The sequence below is a fragment of the Pseudobacillus sp. FSL P4-0506 genome (assembly GCF_038003025.1).
Classification (GTDB): domain Bacteria; phylum Bacillota; class Bacilli; order Bacillales; family Domibacillaceae; genus Pseudobacillus.
On the sequence record NZ_JBBOOI010000001.1, the window covers coordinates 230,190 to 250,997 of the forward strand.

General features: G+C 41.7%; 19 protein-coding genes, 2 pseudogenes and 1 riboswitch. Of the genes and pseudogenes, 7 read left to right on the forward strand and 14 right to left on the reverse strand.

The window, feature by feature from the left end; genetic code table 11:
- Window positions 1-6: 6 nt before the first annotated feature.
- On the reverse strand, window positions 7-207 hold the full coding sequence (locus MKZ02_RS01105; RefSeq protein ID WP_340851436.1) for a hypothetical protein: 201 nt from the start codon (window positions 205-207) through the stop codon (window positions 7-9).
- A 175-nt stretch (window positions 208-382) separates the two neighbouring features.
- Here MKZ02_RS01105 and MKZ02_RS01110 point away from each other — a divergent pair, with 175 nt between their 5' ends.
- Window positions 383-2,281, forward strand: a complete 1,899-nt coding sequence (locus MKZ02_RS01110; protein ID WP_340851439.1) for a sigma-54 interaction domain-containing protein — start codon at window positions 383-385, stop codon at window positions 2,279-2,281.
- Window positions 2,282-2,351: 70 nt separating this feature from the next.
- Complete coding sequence (locus tag MKZ02_RS01115) at window positions 2,352-2,843, forward strand: hypothetical protein (protein WP_340851441.1); 492 nt, start codon at window positions 2,352-2,354, stop codon at window positions 2,841-2,843.
- Between the two features lie 65 nt (window positions 2,844-2,908).
- On the opposite strand, the pseudogene MKZ02_RS01120 reads toward MKZ02_RS01115, so the two are convergent.
- The 10 genes and pseudogenes from MKZ02_RS01120 to MKZ02_RS01165 form a co-directional block, all read right to left on the reverse strand.
- Window positions 2,909-3,241: pseudogene (locus MKZ02_RS01120) on the reverse strand (antibiotic biosynthesis monooxygenase family protein).
- 110 nt (window positions 3,242-3,351) lie between these two features.
- A complete protein-coding gene (locus MKZ02_RS01125) occupies window positions 3,352-4,035 on the reverse strand; it encodes a serine/threonine-protein kinase (RefSeq protein WP_120035987.1) in 684 nt (227 codons plus the stop codon).
- A 271-nt stretch (window positions 4,036-4,306) separates the two neighbouring features.
- Window positions 4,307-5,317 carry an ABC transporter substrate-binding protein gene (locus MKZ02_RS01130; protein ID WP_120035986.1) on the reverse strand — a complete coding sequence of 337 codons (1,011 nt, stop codon included), beginning with the start codon at window positions 5,315-5,317 and terminating at the stop codon, window positions 4,307-4,309.
- Window positions 5,318-5,536: 219 nt separating this feature from the next.
- Window positions 5,537-5,779 carry a ferredoxin gene (locus MKZ02_RS01135; protein ID WP_340851445.1) on the reverse strand — a complete coding sequence of 81 codons (243 nt, stop codon included), beginning with the start codon at window positions 5,777-5,779 and terminating at the stop codon, window positions 5,537-5,539.
- A gap of 34 nt (window positions 5,780-5,813) precedes the next feature.
- Window positions 5,814-6,707: pseudogene (locus tag MKZ02_RS01140) on the reverse strand (adenine deaminase C-terminal domain-containing protein); the annotation flags it as partial.
- Between the two features lie 50 nt (window positions 6,708-6,757).
- Window positions 6,758-7,402, reverse strand: a complete 645-nt coding sequence (locus tag MKZ02_RS01145; protein ID WP_120035983.1) for an SDR family oxidoreductase — start codon at window positions 7,400-7,402, stop codon at window positions 6,758-6,760.
- A gap of 141 nt (window positions 7,403-7,543) precedes the next feature.
- Window positions 7,544-7,858, reverse strand: a complete 315-nt coding sequence (locus tag MKZ02_RS01150) for a DMT family transporter (protein WP_120035982.1) — start codon at window positions 7,856-7,858, stop codon at window positions 7,544-7,546.
- Window positions 7,855-8,193, reverse strand: a complete 339-nt coding sequence (locus MKZ02_RS01155; RefSeq protein WP_120035981.1) for a DMT family transporter — start codon at window positions 8,191-8,193, stop codon at window positions 7,855-7,857. Before MKZ02_RS01155 ends, MKZ02_RS01150 begins: the two co-directional genes overlap by 4 nt.
- A gap of 60 nt (window positions 8,194-8,253) precedes the next feature.
- A riboswitch (guanidine-I (ykkC/yxkD leader) is annotated at window positions 8,254-8,351 on the reverse strand.
- Between the two features lie 68 nt (window positions 8,352-8,419).
- Window positions 8,420-9,385, reverse strand: a complete 966-nt coding sequence (locus MKZ02_RS01160) for a cation diffusion facilitator family transporter (RefSeq protein WP_120035980.1) — start codon at window positions 9,383-9,385, stop codon at window positions 8,420-8,422.
- 205 nt (window positions 9,386-9,590) lie between these two features.
- Complete coding sequence (locus MKZ02_RS01165) at window positions 9,591-11,690, reverse strand: methyl-accepting chemotaxis protein (protein ID WP_340851447.1); 2,100 nt, start codon at window positions 11,688-11,690, stop codon at window positions 9,591-9,593.
- A 223-nt stretch (window positions 11,691-11,913) separates the two neighbouring features.
- Here MKZ02_RS01165 and MKZ02_RS01170 point away from each other — a divergent pair, with 223 nt between their 5' ends.
- Window positions 11,914-12,540 (forward strand): hypothetical protein, encoded by a 627-nt coding sequence (locus tag MKZ02_RS01170; protein ID WP_340851449.1) that lies wholly within the window; start codon window positions 11,914-11,916, stop codon window positions 12,538-12,540.
- A 106-nt stretch (window positions 12,541-12,646) separates the two neighbouring features.
- Entirely contained in the window at window positions 12,647-13,435 is a 789-nt protein-coding gene (locus MKZ02_RS01175) for a TIGR00266 family protein (protein ID WP_120035977.1), read from the forward strand.
- A gap of 114 nt (window positions 13,436-13,549) precedes the next feature.
- On the opposite strand, the gene wrbA is transcribed toward MKZ02_RS01175, so the two are convergent.
- Complete coding sequence (gene wrbA / locus MKZ02_RS01180) at window positions 13,550-14,158, reverse strand: NAD(P)H:quinone oxidoreductase (RefSeq protein WP_120035976.1); 609 nt, start codon at window positions 14,156-14,158, stop codon at window positions 13,550-13,552.
- A 285-nt stretch (window positions 14,159-14,443) separates the two neighbouring features.
- Here wrbA and MKZ02_RS01185 point away from each other — a divergent pair, with 285 nt between their 5' ends.
- A complete protein-coding gene (locus tag MKZ02_RS01185; RefSeq protein ID WP_340851451.1) occupies window positions 14,444-16,402 on the forward strand; it encodes a DUF2207 domain-containing protein in 1,959 nt (652 codons plus the stop codon).
- Between the two features lie 73 nt (window positions 16,403-16,475).
- Here MKZ02_RS01185 and MKZ02_RS01190 read toward each other — a convergent pair whose 3' ends face one another.
- A complete protein-coding gene (locus MKZ02_RS01190) occupies window positions 16,476-17,627 on the reverse strand; it encodes a multidrug effflux MFS transporter (RefSeq protein ID WP_120038066.1) in 1,152 nt (383 codons plus the stop codon).
- Between the two features lie 206 nt (window positions 17,628-17,833).
- On the reverse strand, window positions 17,834-18,250 hold the full coding sequence (locus tag MKZ02_RS01195; RefSeq protein WP_120035973.1) for an Lrp/AsnC family transcriptional regulator: 417 nt from the start codon (window positions 18,248-18,250) through the stop codon (window positions 17,834-17,836).
- 138 nt (window positions 18,251-18,388) lie between these two features.
- On the opposite strand from MKZ02_RS01195, the gene MKZ02_RS01200 reads away from it, so the two are divergent.
- Complete coding sequence (locus MKZ02_RS01200) at window positions 18,389-18,970, forward strand: DJ-1/PfpI family protein (RefSeq protein ID WP_120035972.1); 582 nt, start codon at window positions 18,389-18,391, stop codon at window positions 18,968-18,970.
- Between the two features lie 232 nt (window positions 18,971-19,202).
- The gene (locus MKZ02_RS01205) at window positions 19,203-20,195 is read left to right on the forward strand and encodes a LacI family DNA-binding transcriptional regulator (protein WP_120035971.1); all 993 of its coding nucleotides are present in this window, start codon (window positions 19,203-19,205) and stop codon (window positions 20,193-20,195) included.
- Window positions 20,196-20,808 lie beyond the last annotated feature (613 nt).

The window sequence follows — 20,808 nt, forward strand, 5'->3', positions numbered from 1 at the left end:
TTGCATTCAAACAATGACACTTATTAAAAAAAGAACGATCGCGCCAACAATAACAAATGAACCGCCTGCATCCATCAGCTTCATTTTTTCAATTCGAGTGTTTGCTTCTTCAAAGTCATTAATCCGGCTGTGAAGATCTGTGTATAAATTTTTGATAAATGGATTCTGGGAATTCATATTTTCTTGGATAAAACTTTTCTTGTTCAAGTAATTCACTCCTTCTTATGATCGATGTTTAACTAATTGCAAGTATTGTACCAAGCGAAAATTGCAGTAAAATAGCCATTTAAAAACAATAGTCAGATTCATTTTCGAAATATTAATTCAATTTTGAAATGTCATTTCTCTAGTCAATTATCATTTTTATAAGGATGTGCATGAAATGAAGAGTAACCAGTTTGTATCCTCCCCTTCAGCAGACACGCTTCACCAAACGATACATGCGTTAAAAACCATGCTTCTATCCATTTATAATGAAATTCTTATCACCGATATAAACGGTATTATTTTAGAAAGGGCCGGCAGCATTAATGGATTGTGGGAAGCCTCCCCTCATCAGATGGTCGGCTCCAGCCTGTTAGAGCTCGAAAAGAGAATATTTCTTGAAGAGCCCTCAATGAAAGACCTATTAAAGAAAGAAAAGACTTCTACCCTGCAGACATCCTGGAATGGCAAGAAAATACTGATGACTATTATTCCGGTATCGACTGCCGATAAAAGTGAATTACTCATATGGGCGCTCAGAGATCTTAATGAGGATCGACTAAAAGAAGCCAGTGAAACAGATTTAAATAACATGGCTGCAGCAAAACTTGCTTCTCCACTTGTCGCTCACAGCCCGAAGATGATCGATGTCCTTCATACAGCTGAAATGGTATCCGTGGTATCCTCCACTGTTCTATTGTTAGGTGAATCAGGGGTAGGCAAGGAAGTGATTGCGAAAGCGATTCATGAAATGGGGTCTCGGAAAAATGAACCATTCGTGGCAGTTAATTGTGGCGCAATCCCTGAAAACCTACTAGAAAGTGAATTATTTGGATACGAAGAAGGTGCTTTTAGCGGGGCAAAAAAGAGCGGCGCACGCGGAAAATTCGAAATCGCTGATAAAGGCGTTCTCTTTCTCGACGAAATTGCTGAAATGCCGCTTGGGCTGCAAGTGAAATTATTGCGGGCCCTTCAAGAAAGAGAGATCACTCCGCTCGGGGGATCTCAACCAAAAAAAATTGATATTCAAGTGATTGCAGCTACAAACAAGTCGCTGGAGCAAATGGTAGAGGACGGCAAATTCCGAGAGGACCTTTATTACCGTTTGAATGTTGTTCCCATTCATATCCCTTCACTAAGAGAGAGAATCGAGGAAATTCCTCATTTTATTTATTATTTCACTCAAAAGTATAATCAGATGTACCGGAAGCAAATTAATATCCTTCCCGATGCCGTTGACCTGCTGTCTATCTACCCATGGCCTGGCAATGTCCGGCAGCTTGAAAATATGATCGAACGTATTGTTGTCACAAGCAGAAAAACAGAAGTAGATGCCCCTGCCATTCATCATCTTATCCCTTGGAAAAAAGAAATCGTTAAGGCACCTCCTGTTTTTGAGCAGCTTATGCCTTTACAGGAAGCGATAGATTTTGTGGAAGAACAGCTTATTACAATGGCCATGGATCAATATAAATCAGTAAAGCTGGCTGCTAGGGTACTGGACATCAGCCAGCCGACAATGAGTAGAAAATACAAAAAAATACGAGAAAAAATTCACCATGCCAACCTTTCTCCCTCCAATAAAAGAAGGATTCTTGAAGAACAATTGGATAAGCGGCTGCGTTCCATTGCTATTGTCACAGCAGCTATTATTCAGCCGGAAGAAATTGTTCAATTAAAAACGAATGTATCCCCCTCCAATCCGGCTTATCAAAAGCTGCAAAAAAAACTGACCATGATTCAAGAGCAAGAGGGAACCATTCAATGGGTATACATTTTCGAATTTTTAGATGATAAGAGGATGCTTACGCTTGTGGCTGATGAAGGGTTCGTTATCCAGCCGGGTGAAATTTATGAAGGTCCAAGTGAAATCATGGAAGTGGCAACTTCAGCAATGAATGGAGAAGCGACTGTCACATCAGTATATGAAGACCGCTATGGAAAATGGAAAACTAGCTTCGCCCCTATTACAGATGAGACTGGAAGAGTGGTGGCGCTTATCGGATATGACTATAGTAAAGCCTATATTGATTCAATGTTAAAAAAAATGGGCGATTTATTAAATATTTCAATATGATTGATGAATGCATTTCTCCGAGTTTAAAGAAAATGGCAGCTGGGAATGATATTGGCAAAGGAGGAGTGAAATGAGAAAATTCATTTACTTATTAGCCGTTATGACAATTATGCTATTAATAGCAGCTGGTTGTGGATCCAAAAAGGAAGAGGCAGCTGAGCCTGCTTCAACAAACACAGATGAGCCTAAAGAGCAGGTAACGACGAAAGAAGAAGAAGAAGAGGCAAAGGAAAAGGAAAAAGAAAAACCTGCTGATCTGCCGAGCGGTCTTGAAGAAGTATCCATTTCTCTAAAAGAGCTGCAGGGCAACGTCGATACCGTGCCACAAAATGCTGAACAGCTACAAACTACTGGCAAAAAGGTAGAAGAAAAATGGGATGATATTGAAGAACAAGTGGAAGAGAACTATCCAGACGATTACAAAAACATTGAGGACAGCTTATATCCGCTGATTGATGAAACGAAAAAGGACAAACCCGATGCTGAAAAAATGAAACCTTTAATTAAGGAAACTGTAGAAAAAATCAACACTTTTAAAGAAAAGGTATCATCCTCTTCTTAAGACACTTTCCTATAAAAACAAAGCCTGTCCAATCACATAACGAGTATTGGACTAGGCTTTATTTTTTATTTGGAAGCTTGTTCTGCTGCTTGAATAACCGTTTCTACATAATACAATGCGCCTTCTGAGCTTATGATATAGTCAGGCTTTGGCTTTCATAGATTGGCCTTGTGACCGGCAATATGAGCATCGCTCTTTTCTCACTGCTTCCAATCGTCTTCAGACTGCCAACAAATCATTACTATGACTTCCTCTTCGCCACGTCTCACTTTCTTTACCATGACTGTGCGATCTACAAATCCAGGCTGCTTTTCGACGATGTCTTCACAGCTGAATCGTTCTACCACTTGCTTGGAATGGCCCTCAATTGTTTTAATCGTTCTCATTTGAACAAACACATGAATCGTTTCCAATTAAAATATTTCTCCCTGTTTTAATTGATAATGATTTTCACTCCTGATATTTCATCTCTATTTTTCTCAAAAAGAAAATTAAAACGTTGAAGCTGTCAGCTCTTTTCCTTTTCCAGCAAAACAGTGAACAGCCGGCCAAATCTTCTTAGAGAAAAGTTGCTATATTTTTGCTTTTCATATTGCCCCTTCACAAATTCTAAAAACTTAGGGGATATTTGTCTGGAAGCAATGATAGGATAATAAAGCCTATAGGCTTCTTTTAAATGCTCCCATCGTTGATCATTTCCCGGTTTGACGTATTCTGAGACATCGATCAGCTTTACTCTATTTTCCTGCAAGATAATATTTTTCAAGTGAATATCTCGTGGGTTTAACCCTGCTTTCCTCGCCTCACTTATTGCCTGGTCAACTTGTCCAATCACTTCGGGAGAAATATATGTTCCTGTTACGAGACAATCATATAGGTGAATTCCTGGTTCAAAACTAATCACAATAAATCGGCTTCCTGAACCATAAAAAACAGGGAAATATGGCAGTCCGGCAAGCTTCTCATAGGCACGTACTTCATTCTCCTTCTTGTGCTCTTTTCCCTTAGCATACACTTTAAAAGCATATTTCGGATTAAGGGAGTGAACAAACACGGCGGCGTCAGTTCCTTCCCCGATACATCGCAATTTATCGGGGACACTCCTGACCTTTACGGGTACATTCCCTTCACCTGCTTGTACCTCAATTTCTTCAATTAATGGAATGGCATCTTTCCAATGAAATTCTTTCACAGGATATTCTCTTCACCCTTTCACGCTATTGCTATCTAACAACGATTATTTTCTTCCCTATTCTTGTAAGTATATGCAGCAACTCTTTTCTGTTATCATACAATCATGTTATTTTTAATCATCTTTGCCTTTTTTTCGGCTACTTACTCATACGTACAACAAAAGAAAAAGTTCTCTAAAAATTACTCTAATGAACTATAACAGCCAAATTTCTTTGTCAGATAAAAATCCCCCTGCAACTAATGAACGATTACAGGGGGACTCTCATCTTTTATTCTACTAATTTAGCTTTCTTTTGTTGTTCCTCTGTTAATTTCACACCGAGAATATCAGCTGTTTTCTTGTTAACAACTAGCTCCAGGTTCTCAGGAACACCTACTGGAATTTCACTTGGCTTTTTGCCTTCAAGGATTTCAACAGCCATTTTTCCTGTTGAGTAGCCAAGATCATGGTATTCAAATCCGTAAGAAGCAAATCCGCCCCGTTTGACTGAATCACTTTCTCCGACAAATGCTGGGATCTTCTTGGCATTTGCTACTGTAATGACTGATTCTAAGGCAGAAACGACCGTATTGTCTTTTGGGATATAGAGGACATCCGCTCGTCCAACAAGCGTTTCAGCTGCTTGTTTTACTTCTGAACTGGCAGAAACTGTTACTTCTACCGGCTCCAATCCGTTTTCTTTCATCGCTTCTTTTGCTTTATCCACATTAACAACGGAATTCGGTTCCCCCGAATTATAAATCACGCCTACTTTTTTCGCATCAGGGAAAAAGTCTTTAATAGAAGCAATTGTATTTTTAATGGCCTCCGGGTGTGTATCAGATGTGCCTGTTACATTGCCTCCGGGTTCTTCCATACTTTTAACAAGCTTGGCACTTACAGGATCTGTAATTGCTGTAAAAAGAATAGGAATATCTTTCGTTGATTGTAAAGCTGCCTGCGCGCTCGGTGTAGAAATAGCTAAGATGAGGTCATTTCCATCATTAACAAGCTTTTGCGCAATGGTCATGTTATTGTTTACATCTGCTTGGGCGTTCTGATAATCAAGCGTTAAATTTTTCCCTTCTTCATAACCAGCATCTTTTAAAGCTTCGATAAATCCTTCCCTTGCCCCATCTAAAGACGGATGCTCAACGAGCTGTGTAATTCCTACTTTTGCTTCTTTCTTCTTTGGCTCGTCCCCATTTTCAGAGCTGCCGCCGCTTTCCTTGTCACCCGAATTACAGGCCGTCAATACGAGCAGCAAGCCGAGCAGTACTACCATTAGCCACTTTTTCATTTGTTCTCCTCCTAGGCTGTCCAAACAATTTTATTTTTTAAATATTTTGTCTATTTCGATAGTACCATGCCTTTAAGGGTGGAGACAATAATTAATTTAAAGTAACTATTGGAATTCATCCGATAAGCCCCTGTGAAACGAACAGGATGATGGTAATCATTCCAATAAAAAATCCTCATCTGAATAGATGAGGAGAATACCTATCTTTCTCATACTGACTTATGAATGAATCTTGCTATAGAAAGGCTTTTCTGCCATCTTGATAGATTCTGTAGGACAGCCTTCAAACGCCTCTTCTACGTCATCAACCAGCTCTTCAGGAATTTCCGCTACGCCTTCGTTATCATCTAAAACTACATAGGCAACTCCTTCCTCGTTATAATCAAACACATCCGGCGCAGACGCTCCGCATGCCCCACAGGCAATGCAAGTATCTTGGTCAACCATTGTATACTTTGCCATTTAATCGCCCTCCTCTTGTCATAACCTAAAGGCTTTATGTTCTTATCTCACAGTTGAAAGCAGGGAAAGAAACAGATGGCAGCAGAATGTTGTCCGTTTTCACCTCATACAGCCCATGAGGAACTAACCGGAGACCCGGAAGAAAATCGCATGTTAAAAACAGCAAAGTGTATAAAATATCGTGGAAAGGAAATCCGCGCTCCTGCATGGCCGCCAATAACTGATTATGATAGCCTACTGCCGTATCAAATGAAAAGTCCGTTGTCATCATCCCTGTAAATGTCAGCGGAATTTCCAACACCACCTCGTCGCTATCAACGATGACTATTCCACCTCCTATTTCATGCACCCTGGCTGCTGCCTTTGCCATTGATTCATGATTTCTTCCAATGACAAGCAGCTCAGTTGTTGTATTGTAAGTGGACGCCAAACCATCCAAATCGACCGCAAATCGCTCAAGAACTGCTTTGGATACCCACTCGCCGTCTCTATCCATTAACACAGCTTGCACAAGTCCATCATGATTAGATAAGTCTGCACAGCCGCTGATAGAAGGCAATTCTGTATCTTTTCTCTGTGTAATCACGTTGCTGCGGAAATACACAACGGGCACAGGCTCACTCGGAAACATATGCGGGTACCTGTATAAATTTGTGTTCTCCAGTCTTTCTTTGGAGAAGGCGAATGGTTCTCTGACTGCATACTCATTCCAATCGATTTCTGGCATCTCCACTTGTAATTCTCCGTGTTCAGCTACTACTTCCCCACGGGCAATGACTACATCCGGACGGAAATCAACCAGATCCGGGAGAAGAAGAATATCCGCTTTTCTTCCGGGAGCGATCCCGCCAATGCACTCATCAAGGCGTAAATAGGTGGCCGCATTGATGGTAACCATCTGAATAGCCTTCATAGGTGGAATAAAAAGAAGGCAAAACTGCACTGGCAGCTTTGCCCTCGTAATAAAATACATAGAATTTATATAAGTTTTAGCGCTTCCGAAATAGGCACACCTCCTGAAACAAGATCGAAAGAACGATTAAACGTATGGCCTTCGCTAAGTGAAGCGACTACTGTTCTAGCTACATCCTCGCGTGGGATCGAGGCGCGTTCCAAGTTCTCCGCGGCTGCTACTTTCCCCGTCCCCTTTTCATTCAGCAACCCGCCCGGACGAATAATTGTGTACGTCAGGCCGCTTGATTGCAGTACTTTATCTGCGTAATGTTTTGCTACATAGTATGGTTTGATCGCTTCGTTCCAATTCTCTCGGCGGTGAGCTTGAAGGGCGCTTACCATAATAAAACGGCTAATGCCGGCCGCCTGGGCAGCCTCAATCGTCTTCACCGCACCATCGAGGTCAATCAAAAGCGTCTTATCCCAGCCGGTTTGTCCACCTGAACCAGCAGTGAAAATAACTGCTTCACAACCTTTTGCTGCCTCTGTGATTTCTTCCACACTTCCCTCAAGATTCGCCACCGCCGCTTCTACCCCAGTCTTTTCAAAAGACTCAGCCTGCTCCTCACTTCTTACCAATGCTCGTGCAGTATGTTCTTCTCTTTCTTGAAGAAGCTCGACAACCTGCCTGCCAATTTGGCCATTCGCTCCTATAACTAGTACTTTCATTCACGCATCTCCCTTCCCTTTGGGTTTATTGTTCCAAAACACAGAAAATCAATCAATTTTAACGCTCGGGTCTACCGCTTTTTCTGTTACTGATTATAAAGAGAAAAATACAGGCCACTCAATAAAAGAGTGGCCTTAAGGTCAGGATACTAACTTTAAACCGACAGCAGCTCCAAGTACCATCACGATGAAAACAATTCTTCTCCAATCTTTCGATTCGCCATACAGCAGCATCCCTAAAATTGCACCGCCGGAAGCGCCAATACCTGTCCAAACAGCATAGGCTGTCCCCATTGGCAATGTTTTCATAGCTAAAGCGAGAAAGAGGAAGCTTGCGGAGAAGCCGACTAGCATAAGAACGAACGATTGCCAGTTTTTATGTTTGTGGAGGCTATTGATCATCGCTACACCCGTCATCTCAAAGATACCCGCAAGTACGAGATACAACCAGCTCATGAGGCTCGCTCTCCTTCCGCTTCATCTGTAACAAGCTTCAAGCCGATTACCCCGACAAGCAGCACAACAACCAATACCAGTTTTGCCACTTTGACCGGCTCCCCGAAAAAGATGATTTCTGATAGAACAGTTCCTGCCGTTCCCATACCAACAAACACAGCATACACCGTGCCAACCGGCAATTTATTTCCCGCCGCGATTAATAAATAAAAGCTGACGAGAATAGCCACCGCCGTTCCTGCCCATTCCCACATATTGTCGGCGTGCTTTAAGCCAACCACCCAGAATACCTCAAAAAAAGCAGCAATGAATACTTTTATCCATTCCTTATTCATTCGTTCTCCTCCCTTTCAAAAACAGAAAAACCCGAAAGATTCCACAATTATATCGTGGCAATCTCCCGGGCTTTTATCCCTCCGTGTCACAGAAAGACTCTGTGTGCCTTCTCTCGGACCAGACCGGACGCATCCGCGGAACCCTAGAAAGCATGGATTATTTAAGTAATTATGCTTTTAACTCTAGCAACAAACGGTCGAATGGTCAATCATTTTTTGGAAGAGATCATGTCGGCTCGGGCATTCCCTTCCAACCTTTTTTATCATCATCTTCAATAATGCCAAGTGTAACGTCTGCAACTTCTGGTTCCCGGAGCAGCCGGTCCATGACTCGGAACTTAATATCGTCTGCTTGTGCAAGCGAGAGACCTTTTCTCAGTTCGACAATGCCATCAATGTGATAAACTCGGCCTTCCTGAATAATGCGCATTTTGTAAATATCGACTACGTCAGGATCAGCCAGCAGCATATCCGCCATTTTATTTTCGACTTCCTTCGGGGCAGCGACACCGATTAGGCCGACCATGTTATCATAGCCAACACGAAAAGCAACGAAGACCATCAATAAACCAATCAATATCGTAATGGCACCATCTGCGGCGAGCAAGCCAAAAAATTGTGCCGCTACAATACCGATTAAAGCAAGAAACGCTCCAGAGGTTGCTACTAAATCCTCATAAAACACTAGCCGTGTAGCAGGAGACGCTTTGCCGACGTTTTTAAAAGCGGTGACAAGAATATTTCCTTTTTTCTCTACACGTGCTTCTTCAGCAATTTCTTTCATCGCTTTAAATAAAATAAATCCATCGACGGCAATCGCTGCAACGAGCACAAAAAAATTCAACAGAAAATCAGATGATTCCGCTGGATGCTTTAACAGCTTCCAGCCCTTCATGATCGTTTCATAAGCCATAATCGTTACGACAATGACGGCGACCATACAAAAGATATTAATAAGCCTACCAAAGCCAACTGGAAATCTTTTGGATGGCTTCATTTCTGCTAAGGCGCTGCCAAAGTAAACAAACCCCTGATTAACGGCATCCGCCAGCGAATGCATGGCAGATGCAAACATCGTGCCGCTTCCACTAAAGGCAGCGGCCACTCCTTTTAAAATAGCAAGTACTGTATTTCCGATAGCCGCAATGCCTGACGACGTATTTCCCTTTTTCAGCAATTGAACAAACCCCATATTTCGCCTCCTTATTTTTTATTGATTTACCCCGAATCCCCCGTTATTTATCCATTAAATTATAAAATGTCCTTTGTTACGGCATAACAGTTATTCCCCATTAGATTCTCAGCAGAGGCAGAGTGAACAAAACAAAAACCCCTGGAGATTATACATTATTATGTTAATCTCCAGGGGTTTTATTCTTCGGACTATCTAACAATGATTACACTTTGAAACGACTGACAACTTCCTTCAATTCTCCAGCAATATTGTTCATCCGCTCGGTTGATAAGGCGACTTTGGTCATTTCTCTCTGCTGTTCAGTAGCTGAAGCGCTGACCTGTTCAGCAGAGGCGGCTGTTTCCTCTGAAATGGCCGATACACTCTGAATCGATTCAATGGCCTGCTCTTTAAATTCCATCATTTCCCTTAACTTCGCAGATAGTTGAACAATTGATTCACCAAGTTGGTTGGCTAGCTCAGCATTTTCCTTAAATGAAGATTCTGTATTGGAGACAGATTGATTCTTCACTTCCATCAATTCAATGTTTTTGGCAATAACAGCAACCGTTTGCTTGGATTCTTCTAATATTTCATGGACAGTTTTTTGAATAACGTCGGTCTCTTCGCGTGATTGCTCCGCTAACTTCCTTACTTCCTCCGCGACAACGGCAAAGCCTTTTCCATGTTCACCGGCACGGGCCGCTTCAATGCTGGCATTTAAAGCAAGCAAATTCGTCTGGGCTGTAATGCCGTGGATCGAAGCAATGACAATATCAATGTTCGCAATCTTTTTGGATAATGCCTGAATTTGCTCTTGCACTTTTTCATTCATTCTATCTGTATCTTCGTTGTGCTCCCGCAGCAATTTGACTTGTTTCATTCCTTGTTCAGTTGACTGTCCCGACTGTGCTGACAGCTGATTGATTTTATCGGAAAGAGTTGCCAATGCATCGATTTGTGCAGACAAGTCAGCCATCCGTTGGTTAGCATCCTCTGTGTCTATTGACTGCTGTGAGGCACCCTGGGCAATTTCATCTATGGCAACCGCCACTTCTTCACTTGCAGCCGAAACCTCTTCAAATGCCTGATGTACTTGGGAAGTAGAATCATTCAATTCTACAGAGGAGCCCTTAACAACATAGATCGCTTCATTTGTTTTATCGAGCATATCATTAAAGGCAGAGGCCACCAGCCCAATCTCATCCTGACGAATGTGTGATGGGTCTACTTTTTGTGTTAAATCACCGGATGCGGCTGTTTCAATCGACTTCCTCAAGTAAGTTAAAGGCTTCAACTGTCTGTGAATAAACAGAGAGGAAGCAGCAGCCATTAAAATAATCATTAATACTGCCGCTATAATTGTTAACAGTAAAATGGCATTAAACGTACGTAAAATACTAGACTTGGGCACAACCGTCTGAACAGACCAAATCTCATCTATTCCTTCAACTGATACAGGAGCAAACGTATTAAATGCTTTTTCCTTCAGTTGCTTTGAATCGACATATAAAGTCGAGACCTTTCTCTCTCCCAAATCAGACCGAACCTTCTTCCAATCTAATTCTTCTTCCATGTTTGTTCCAATTAATTTTTCGTTGATACTGTTCGCTACTACAAAACCTTGATCAGTGACGATACTTGCATAACCGCCGTCCGGTTTCATGCTTTTCACTACGTCATTCAAGAACTCAATAGAAAAGTCAGCTGTCATGACTCCAATAAATTTATTTTCTTTTGAAAATAAAGGCACAGAGATGGTTGCCATTGGAATGGTCTGGCTTCCAGCCTGGTAATCGTATGGTTCCGTTAAAACTGGCCGTCCCTCTTTCTTAGGGATTTGATACCAGTCTCCATCCCCTTCTGTTTCGTAACCATTAATCGCCTCGGTATGAATAGTATCTCCTTCTTTATATAAATAAGGGATGAAACGATGCTGCTGATCAATAAACGTTTTATTCACCGTATTTTCAATAGGAACTGCATTGCTCTCGAGTATGAGTCCCATCCCAAAAATACTAGGATTTTCAGTAAGATTCTTCTTGACCATTTGCAAAGCAGATTGAGCTGTCATCTTTTTTTCATCATTTAAAGCTTCAAACATATGCTTTGCAGTCATTAAGGTTTTGCTCGTGTGTTCAAAGCGCTGGCTCAGACCAGCTGCGTACAGTTTCGCATGTTCATTCGCATACTCTTCGGAATCTTTTACGCTTTTGTTGTGTAACATGGTATTCGTTACAATAGAATACACTACAAAAAGTAGTAAAAATAGCCCAATAATTAATCCGGATAATTTCCAAGCAATGCTTTTTGTTTTTTTCATCCGCTTCTCTCCCTTTCTCATAAGATGTCCCCTTGATTTAATCGGCTTAGTCCAATAATAGTTAAGATATTTAATTAATTTTTTACAAAAATACGCGAAAAAAGTACTATTTGGATATTCCAACCATTTTTTGTTGAAATTCTTTTTCTTCCGTAAGTCTCATTCGAGATATAATGTAACAAAAGATCATAAAAATACATTTTTTTCCTGAAAGGAGAATGAGATGAAACAGTTATTAAAATGGGGAATGTATATCAGCTTTCTCTTATTGATTGCTGGGTGTACAGAAGCGGAGAAAAAACAAACGCCCTCAAGCACGAGACTTACCATTGAGCCTTATAACCTAACCGAAAGAGAAAAAGAGCTAATCAGCAAAACAGGAGCGGATCACATTGAATTTTTTAACTTAAATGGCACATTGAAAAAAGGAGACGACATCCAATATACAGTTGTTTTGTATAAGGACGGAAAATTTGAACAAAATATGCTCGTCTCGTTCGGCGAAATAAAACACGCATTCAGGGATAAAATCATCTCTTTTGGCACAAGTGACTTAGACAGTGAAAAGGGTTTCGTCAAACTGCTTGAAGGATTACCAGATGGCTTGGCTGCAACAGTATTTGAACACAAGATGACGGCCTGGTCATTCAACAGTTTGATTCATGAAAAAATCACTTTAAAGAAAGACAAGCCCGTTTATCTAGCCGGCTGGTCTAGTACTACTAAAAACAGCATGGGCTCTCTCCACAGTGACCACGGGGAGCTGCCTCGAGGGCTGAAAGAAACAGAAATCGCTTTACTCTATAAAGTAGAATGGACGAATGCACAGAAAAAAGACCTCACCGATTAAGAAAAATCTCTCATCATTTCACCTTTTTTTGCAAAATAGTTGAAAAATAACGAAACCTTCTTTTATAAATATTCGTACTACCTTTTGTGAGAAGGAGGAATTTTTAATGAATAACCACGAAATTGATTATAAGATTTATGGCGATGATATGCAGTTTGTCGAAGTCGAGCTTGACCCGCGCGAGACAGTTATCGCAGAAGCAGGCAGCTTAATGATGATGGAAGATGGAATCGAAATGGAAACGGTCTTTGGTGACGGTTCATCTAATCAAGGCAGTGGATTAATGGGCAAGCTGCTTGGCGCCGGTAAACGGGTGTTAACCGGAGAGAGCTTGTTCATGACGATGTTTACAAATGAGGGACAAGGAAAAAAACATGTTTCCTTTGCTTCTCCCTATCCGGGCAAAATTATTCCAATGGACCTGAGTGCGCTAAATGGGAAAGTTATTTGCCAAAAAGACGCTTTTCTGGCAGCGGCAAAGGGCGTATCTGTCGGTATTGAATTGCAGCGCAAATTGGGCGTGGGCTTCTTCGGTGGCGAAGGTTTCATTATGCAAAAACTTGAGGGTGACGGCATGGCGTTTGTTCATGCTGGGGGGACAATTCATCAAAAAACATTAGCCCCAGGTGAAGTATTGAAGATTGATACTGGCTGTCTAGTAGCCATGACAAGTGACGTTACTTACAATATTGAAACAGTACGCGGTGTGAAAACCGCTCTATTCGGTGGCGAAGGGCTATTCTTTGCTACACTCCGCGGCCCAGGAACAGTCTGGATTCAGTCGCTTCCATTCAGCCGTCTAGCCAGCCGTGTCTTCGCTGCGATGCCGGCAGGTACTGGCGGCAAAGATGAAAGTGGAATCGGTGGATTATTTAAAATGTTTAGCAACGATTAATCGGCGAAAATGGCTGCTCGATCATTTGATTAGCCTCTAAGCTGGTTTATCTAAAAGGAAAAAGGTTTCCGAAAGAATATTTTCCGGAAACCTTTTTCCTATTTTTATCTGTGATTACAGGCCATTTTTTATTGCCTTGGCTACCATAACAGTCCGCTTTGCTTGATGCTTTACAGCTTCCTCAACATCTTCTTTCATTTTCCCTTCCTGATCCACGGAGACTGATGTACCATAAGGATTTCCACCTGCAGCAAATACTGCTTCTCCAGTGTAGCCAGGCGCTGCGATGATCGCTCCCCAATGATACATAGAGGTGTATAATTGCAGGATTGTTTGTTCTTGTCCGCCATGTGGATTTTGAGCAGATGTCATTGCACTGACTACTTTGTTCGCTAATTTTCCTTTAGCCCATGCTCCACCGGTTGTGTCCAAAAATTGCTTCATTTGACCGGGTACATTTCCGAACCGGGTCGGAACGCTAAAGATAATGGCATCTGCCCATATAAGATCGTCCACTGTCACTTTAGGAACGTCCTTTGTTTTTTCATGGTGAGCTTTCCAGGCTGCATTTGATTCAATCGCCTCTGGTGGAGCGATTTCCGGCACTTTCAATACTTTTACGTCAGCACCTGACGCTTTGGCTCCTTCTTCCGCCCATTTAGCTAACTGATAATTTGTACCTGTTGAACTGTAATAAACAATCGCTGTTTTTACATTTTCCATTCTTTTGGTCCCCTTCCTAGCTTGATTCTGGATCATACCAGACACTTTACCGTGTGGGCCTATTTCCAGATAGCTATTCTCAAAATTACCCTTCTCATAAACGTCTAAAACGGCCCTATTCAAAAGATTTGATAATAAATATCTCTCCTAAAGGCCATTCAAAATAACCTTTACCCTCTTTTATTTTACAGACAAAGCAGTTCCTTCGTTGCATTTTCTATTTTGTCAGTTATGCTATTATTTGGAATTAGAAACATAGATTCCTATAGAAAGAGAGGTGAAAACTTGAAAACACTTCGACTTCCCGTGCTGACCATTTTGATTTTTCTAGCCTGCAGTCCCTCGGCTTTTGCTAAATCCTATACCATTGATAAAGTCGACATTCGCGCATGGATTCAACCAAATGGCGATTTGCTTCTCAACGAGGTATTTAAGTATACGTTCAAGGGGGAATATAGCCGAGTAAGACGTTCAATACAGACAAATCATCACCAAGGAGTCACCAATTTTCATGCATACGAACTGGTAGATCCAAATGCTAAACCAGGGTTTGTAAACGAACAAGACTTGCGGACGCTTAACGTATCACAGGAAGATAATAGTTACTACGCTTCCCTTTCTGCTAAAAACGAAAAAAAGACCATCTTTTACGTTTATCGCTTGAAAGGAGCAGTAAAATCGTATGAAACGTATAGCGATCTCGTTGTTCCTTTTTTCGGGACTGGCAGCAATCATGATCAAGACCTTCATCATATAACGATTGATTTTGTGTTCCCACAAGAAATAGAACCAAGCCGCTACTATGCTTTTTTGCATGATCGCGAAGAAGGGGATATTCATAAGGAACCACTCGTTGTGCGCTTTACTACACCGACTTCCGCCATGTATTCTCTTACAGAAACAAGGCTGCTGTTTCCTTCTGCAGTCATGTCTGAACAGAGAAAAGCAGCTGCCCCAGCCACCTTGGAAAAAGTACTCGAACAAGAAGAAAGACAGGCAAAGCGAATAGCTGAGAACGAACAGAAACGGGAACAACTACAACAACTTCTACCTTATTTAACAGCACTAGCCGGGTCTAGTTGCCTTGCGATGGCTATCTTTCGCATGCGTCACCTGAGAGGAAGCGGGAATGTAAATAAGCTTATCCACACAGATCCACTCGTTTTGTATTTCATCCATCGCCTTGGAAAAAAAGACCGGTATGGTTATTTTGCCGCTTTATATTCACTTGTTGAGAAAGGGGCTGCCAAAGTAAAACTGGATCAAGCGGCCAAGCGGTTTCAAAATGATCCCGACGCTCCCGATCATCAGCTTTTGTTCACACTAAAACGTACGCCTGACCTGCTCGCGCCGCATGAAAATCAACTCATTTTATGGCTTTTTAAAAAGCTAGGAAAGAAAAGCAGGACCTCCTTTGCCATGATGAATATAGCCGGAGCAACGAAAAAAGAAAAAGACAACCATCGCCAACTGCTCAGTTACCGAACGAAACACTCTTTGTTCAAAGAAGGAGAAAAGGAATGGTTTCATGCCGCCCTTCAATACATGAAAGAAGAACGATTGATGGGAGACAAAGTGATCCGCCTTCTTGTCCCTATACTGCTTGCAGTTATCTACTTAATCGTTCTTTATAGTTACATGCTGGATTCGCTCTCCACGGCAGCGATGCTTATTTATTCCATCATTAGCCTTGGATTATTTTTGCTGGCTTGCCGGAATCCTGCGCAAAGGTGGCGTTCTCTGCTTTCTTTGCTTGTATCGTTTCTTGCAGCTCTCATGCTATACGATCCAGCCTTGGTGAAACAAATAGCTCTTTTCATCGCCGCAAGTACTTTACTCTATCTCTTTACGCCGCGCATGACATTATCAAGTGAAGCAGCGGCTCTCTATGCGGATATCCGGATATTCCGCAAGCAAATTAGGAAACATGGAATCCCCGTTTCCCTGCCAGAAACTGAGCTTGATAAATGGGCTATCCGATCATTAATCCTGAAGGCCAGACGACATCATCCTTTGCTTAAAGAAGCAGCAGAAGTCAAAACAGCGTTATTCTCAGCTGCACCACTCACTTTTCTTTTGTCAGCAGATCACAACCCTGTTTCTTACTTAGAAGACACATGGAAATGGAGCAAAATAGCAAGTTCAGATAGTTCATCCGGAAACAGCTCTTTTGATGGAGGCGGATTTTTCAGCAGTGATGGAGGGGGCGGTGGAGACAGCGGCGGTGGTGGCGGAGCGGACTGAACAAAAAAAGAGATCCAAAAGCAGCTGCTTTTGGATCTCTTTTTTTGTAAGCAAAGTCTGTTTGCCAGCAGCCTTATTTTCGGCATAGGAAAAAATAAGAAAACACTGCTGCTAAATGACAGCCAACCATAATGATCCCCATCGGCAGCGTAGTGTGACCAGCGCCAATGCCGGCAAGCGGAGCAGCGACAGCACCAAAAATATAAGGCATCAGTCCGAGAAACGCTGATGCACTTCCTGCTGTTTTCTCCTTATTATTCATGGCCAACGAGAAACATGTGGTCGATACTACCCCTACACTTGATACCGCAAAGATCAACGGAATAAGAACAGCGATGAGATGAGCTTCTATCGCAAGCATAGCAAGCATCAAAACGCTTCCCGATAACGCCATCAAAAGCCCTGCCTTCAATAAAGCCGATTCGCTGACCCTCCCGGCAAGCCGGCCGGTAACCTGAGTAGCGATGACGATTCCCAGGCCATTAATGGCGAAGCATAGACTAAAGGCTTGCGGTGATAATCCAAAAAAATCCTGCAACACAAATGGTGACCCCGCTATGTAAGCAAACATGGCTGCCATCACAAACCCTTGTACGAGGCAATAGCCCATAAACACTTTATCAATCATTAATACTTTAAACGTAAGAAGTGTCTGTTTTAACCCTCCTGCGGATTTGCGCTCAACGGAGAGCGTTTCAGGCATGCCGCTAAAAACAGCAAAAAAAGTCACTGCTCCCACTATAGCAAGCACTCCAAACACACCCGGCCAGGATACAAAAGAAAGGAGCTGTCCTCCGATAACTGGAGCAGCAATCGGGGCTACACCGTTAACAAGCATAGTTAAGGCAAAAAACTTCGTTAGTTCCGAACCTGAATAAAGATCCCGAATCACCGCGCGCGAAATAACAATTCCTGCTGCTGCGGCAGCTCCTTGAATAAACCTCATTACGATAAGGCCCCAAATAGAGGGCATGATTATACATAGAATAGAAGCAGCAGTAAAGATAATAAGGCCGGCCATCAAGGGTTTTCGTCTTCCATTTGTATCACTCAAAGGACCAGCAATTACTTGACCAAAAGCTAGACCAATTAAAAAAGCAGTTAAGCTAAGCTGGGCAACAGACGCCGATGCATGTAAGTCCTTCGCTAGAGTTGGCAAGGCTGGCAAATACATATCTACCGATAAAGGCCCGAATGCAGACAGCAAACCAAGCAAAAGAACCATCCATAATCGATTAGGCTGCCTTATCGCTTCCTGATCTGGCAATTGTTGTAGCGCAGATTGTTTCACCCTTTCTCCTCCTTATTTCTATGACAGCAAATGTGCCACTTATTTTTTTCCATCATACACCATCTCATTTTTATACTCTAGCGTTCTTCCATAGTTTTAAAATAAATGGGCCGATCTGACCCACAACCAGAAAGCCTCTTTTACAATGTCGCGTTCTTATGCTCGGATAGCACAATATTTGTGGATGGTGTCCCGTACGGCATCGATTGATCAATAAATCTTTCGAGGGTTTCTACCGATTGTGTCGCAACTTTTGCGATATAGCTGATTTCACCTGCCACTCGGTAGCATTCAAGCACATCCGGATGGCTGTAACAAAATTCCGCTAATTTTTTGCAGTCATTTGATTTAAATAACACGAGCGCCACAATTGAACGATCGAGTGTTTTTAAATCAAACAAGGCTTGATAACCTGTGATAACTTGCTGCTCCTCGAGCTTTTTAATTCGCTCAGCTACTGCGGGTGCCGATAAGTGTACATGTGCAGCGATTTCTTTTGTCGTCACTTTGGCATTTTGTTCTAGCTGTTTTAAAATTTCATAATCAATATGATCCATAGTCTCTCCTTATTAAATGAAGTATTTGTATGAATTATCCATAAAAACAAAAGCAATTTCAAAGAAATACATTTGTCATAATATTCAGCAGGCGATCAAAATCCATTAAACTGAAGTGAGAAAGTGAGGCGATAGTCAATGAAGAAAGTATTATTGTTATTAGCAAATGGCTTTGAAGCATACGAGGCCAGTGTGTTTACAGACGTACTTGGATGGAATCAATTAGAAGGTGACGGCTCTACAATGGTTATTTCAGCAGGACTTCACCCAGAGCTACAGGCGACATGGAACTTTAGAGTCACCCCAGAAAAACGATTAGCAGACATTGATTTACATGAATTTGATGCATTAGCGATTCCTGGCGGGTTTGAAGAGGCGAATTTTTACGAGGATGCATTTAGCGAAACGTTTCAAGAGGTCATTCAACATTTTAATACACATAAAAAGCCGATTGCTTCTATTTGTGTAGCTTCTTTAGCGCTTGCGCATAGCGGCATACTACGACATCGCAAAGCTACGACCTATAATCATCCCTCCAGTAAACGTTTAGCACAATTAGCCACGTATGAAGTGCAAATCTCAACTAATCGCATTGTGGTAGATGAAAATGTGATTACTTCATCAAATCCCGGTACAGCCATGGAAGTTGCCTTTATACTTCTAGAAATGCTGACTTCTAAAGCCAATGCTGAGAAAGTTAAAGAATTAATGGGTTATTAACGAAATGACTATTAGCTGAAATGTTTGCCAACTTTTTATCACGCCTGCTGCTACTCAGATGGCACGAAAAGAAACCGTTCTGTATTCAAAATGGTTTCTTTTCGCTTATCATACAATATAACTGATAGGCTAGTATAGACAACGTCTCTACCTAGCTATGATTCATTCTTTCTGCCTAATTTCGGAATAGTGTATAATGAGAGCGAATATACCGGGAAACAGGAGTGGCAAAATGAAGACGATTGCAGATATTGCCAAACTTGCTGGCGTAGCAAAAAGCACCGTATCCAGATATTTAAACGGCGGGTCAGTGAGCGAGAAAACAAAACAAAGAATCGAAACAATCATCAAAGAAACCGGATACACACCAAATACCTTTGCGCAAAGCTTGAAAGCAAAGAAAACAAACATGATCGGTACAATCGTCCCCCATCTCGATTCGTATGAAACATCCCAAATCCTGACTGGCATCGATAATGAATTACGAAAATGGAATTGCCACATGCTCGTTTCTAATACCAACCAAAACATAGAGCGTGAAATTGAAAGCATCTATATGCTGGCAAAACAAAAAGTCGCTGGTATTATTTTATTGGCAACACAAATCACCGATGCGCACTTACAGGCATTTAGTGAAATTAATGTTCCCATACTATTAGTTGGCCAGCAGCATGAGGAAGTATACAGCCTTATCCACAACGATGAAGAAGCTGGTTATGCTATTGGAAAATATATTATTGAACAAGGGCATCGGCGTCTCGCCTTTTTAGGCGTCAGCGAGGATAACACAGCCATCGGCGTGAATAGAAAAGAAGGCTTTAAGCGGGCAGTTAGAGAAGCGAACGGGTGCGAGGTCCACTTTTTTGAAACCGGCTTTACTATGGAAGAAGCAGCAAAAGGAGCGCTGGCAGTTTTTGAAAGCTACTTCCCTTCCGCTCTGATTTGTGCGACGGACGATATTGCTATCGGTGCAGTGAAAGCGGCCTATAAGAAAGGCATGCACGTGCCCGCCAACATATCTGTCACCGGGTTTGGCGGGTATAGCATTACAGAGATGATGAACCCTGCTTTAACAACAGTTAAACTTCACTTTGTCGAAGCCGGAGAAACAGCGGCCCGAAACATTATTAAATTAGCTAACGGAGAAGAAATTCCCAAGCTCACGTATTCAGGTTTTGAGATTATCCCAAGAGAAAGCGTCGACAAACGATTTGTCCCTGGCTGATCACTGCATTCATGTATGTTTAATAAACATGCGCTAAAAGAGAAAACAACTATTCTATTGAAAAAGAATAGATACCTTTTTAAAGCCGGCCAGGGCTTATTTTTACCTCTTCTTTCGGAACCGGTTCCTCATTTTTGGAACAAAAATCGATTTTTTCACTATTTTTAGGGAACCGGTTCCAAATACAGTTAAAATAAGGCTTTTAAAAACAACGGATCGCTGTAGCTTTTCTCTTCCTTCCTGTTTATGAAGGTGGGCTGTTTAACCAGGTGGGTGAGTACCATTTTTTATATAACGCAATTCGACAAGGTAGTTTTGGGCATTTTTATTCTAAAATATTAATCATGCATTAACATATTAATCTTTATGCATCTTCTTATGTATTTATATACAACCAGAATGCATAAATTCACTCATATCAATCTGTCTATTATTCTTGATTTTGTGTTTTTTCTTCTCTCCCTTGCTAAAAAATGCTGGGAAATAATCCTTTTTCCCTTCAACTTCTCAGCAAGTTTTCGTTGCTTTCTTTTCTTATTTGCTGCAAAATTTTTTTGCTATTTTCATATTTCGACTTTTTATTTTTTACATTTTTCGTCATTTGTAGAGAGAG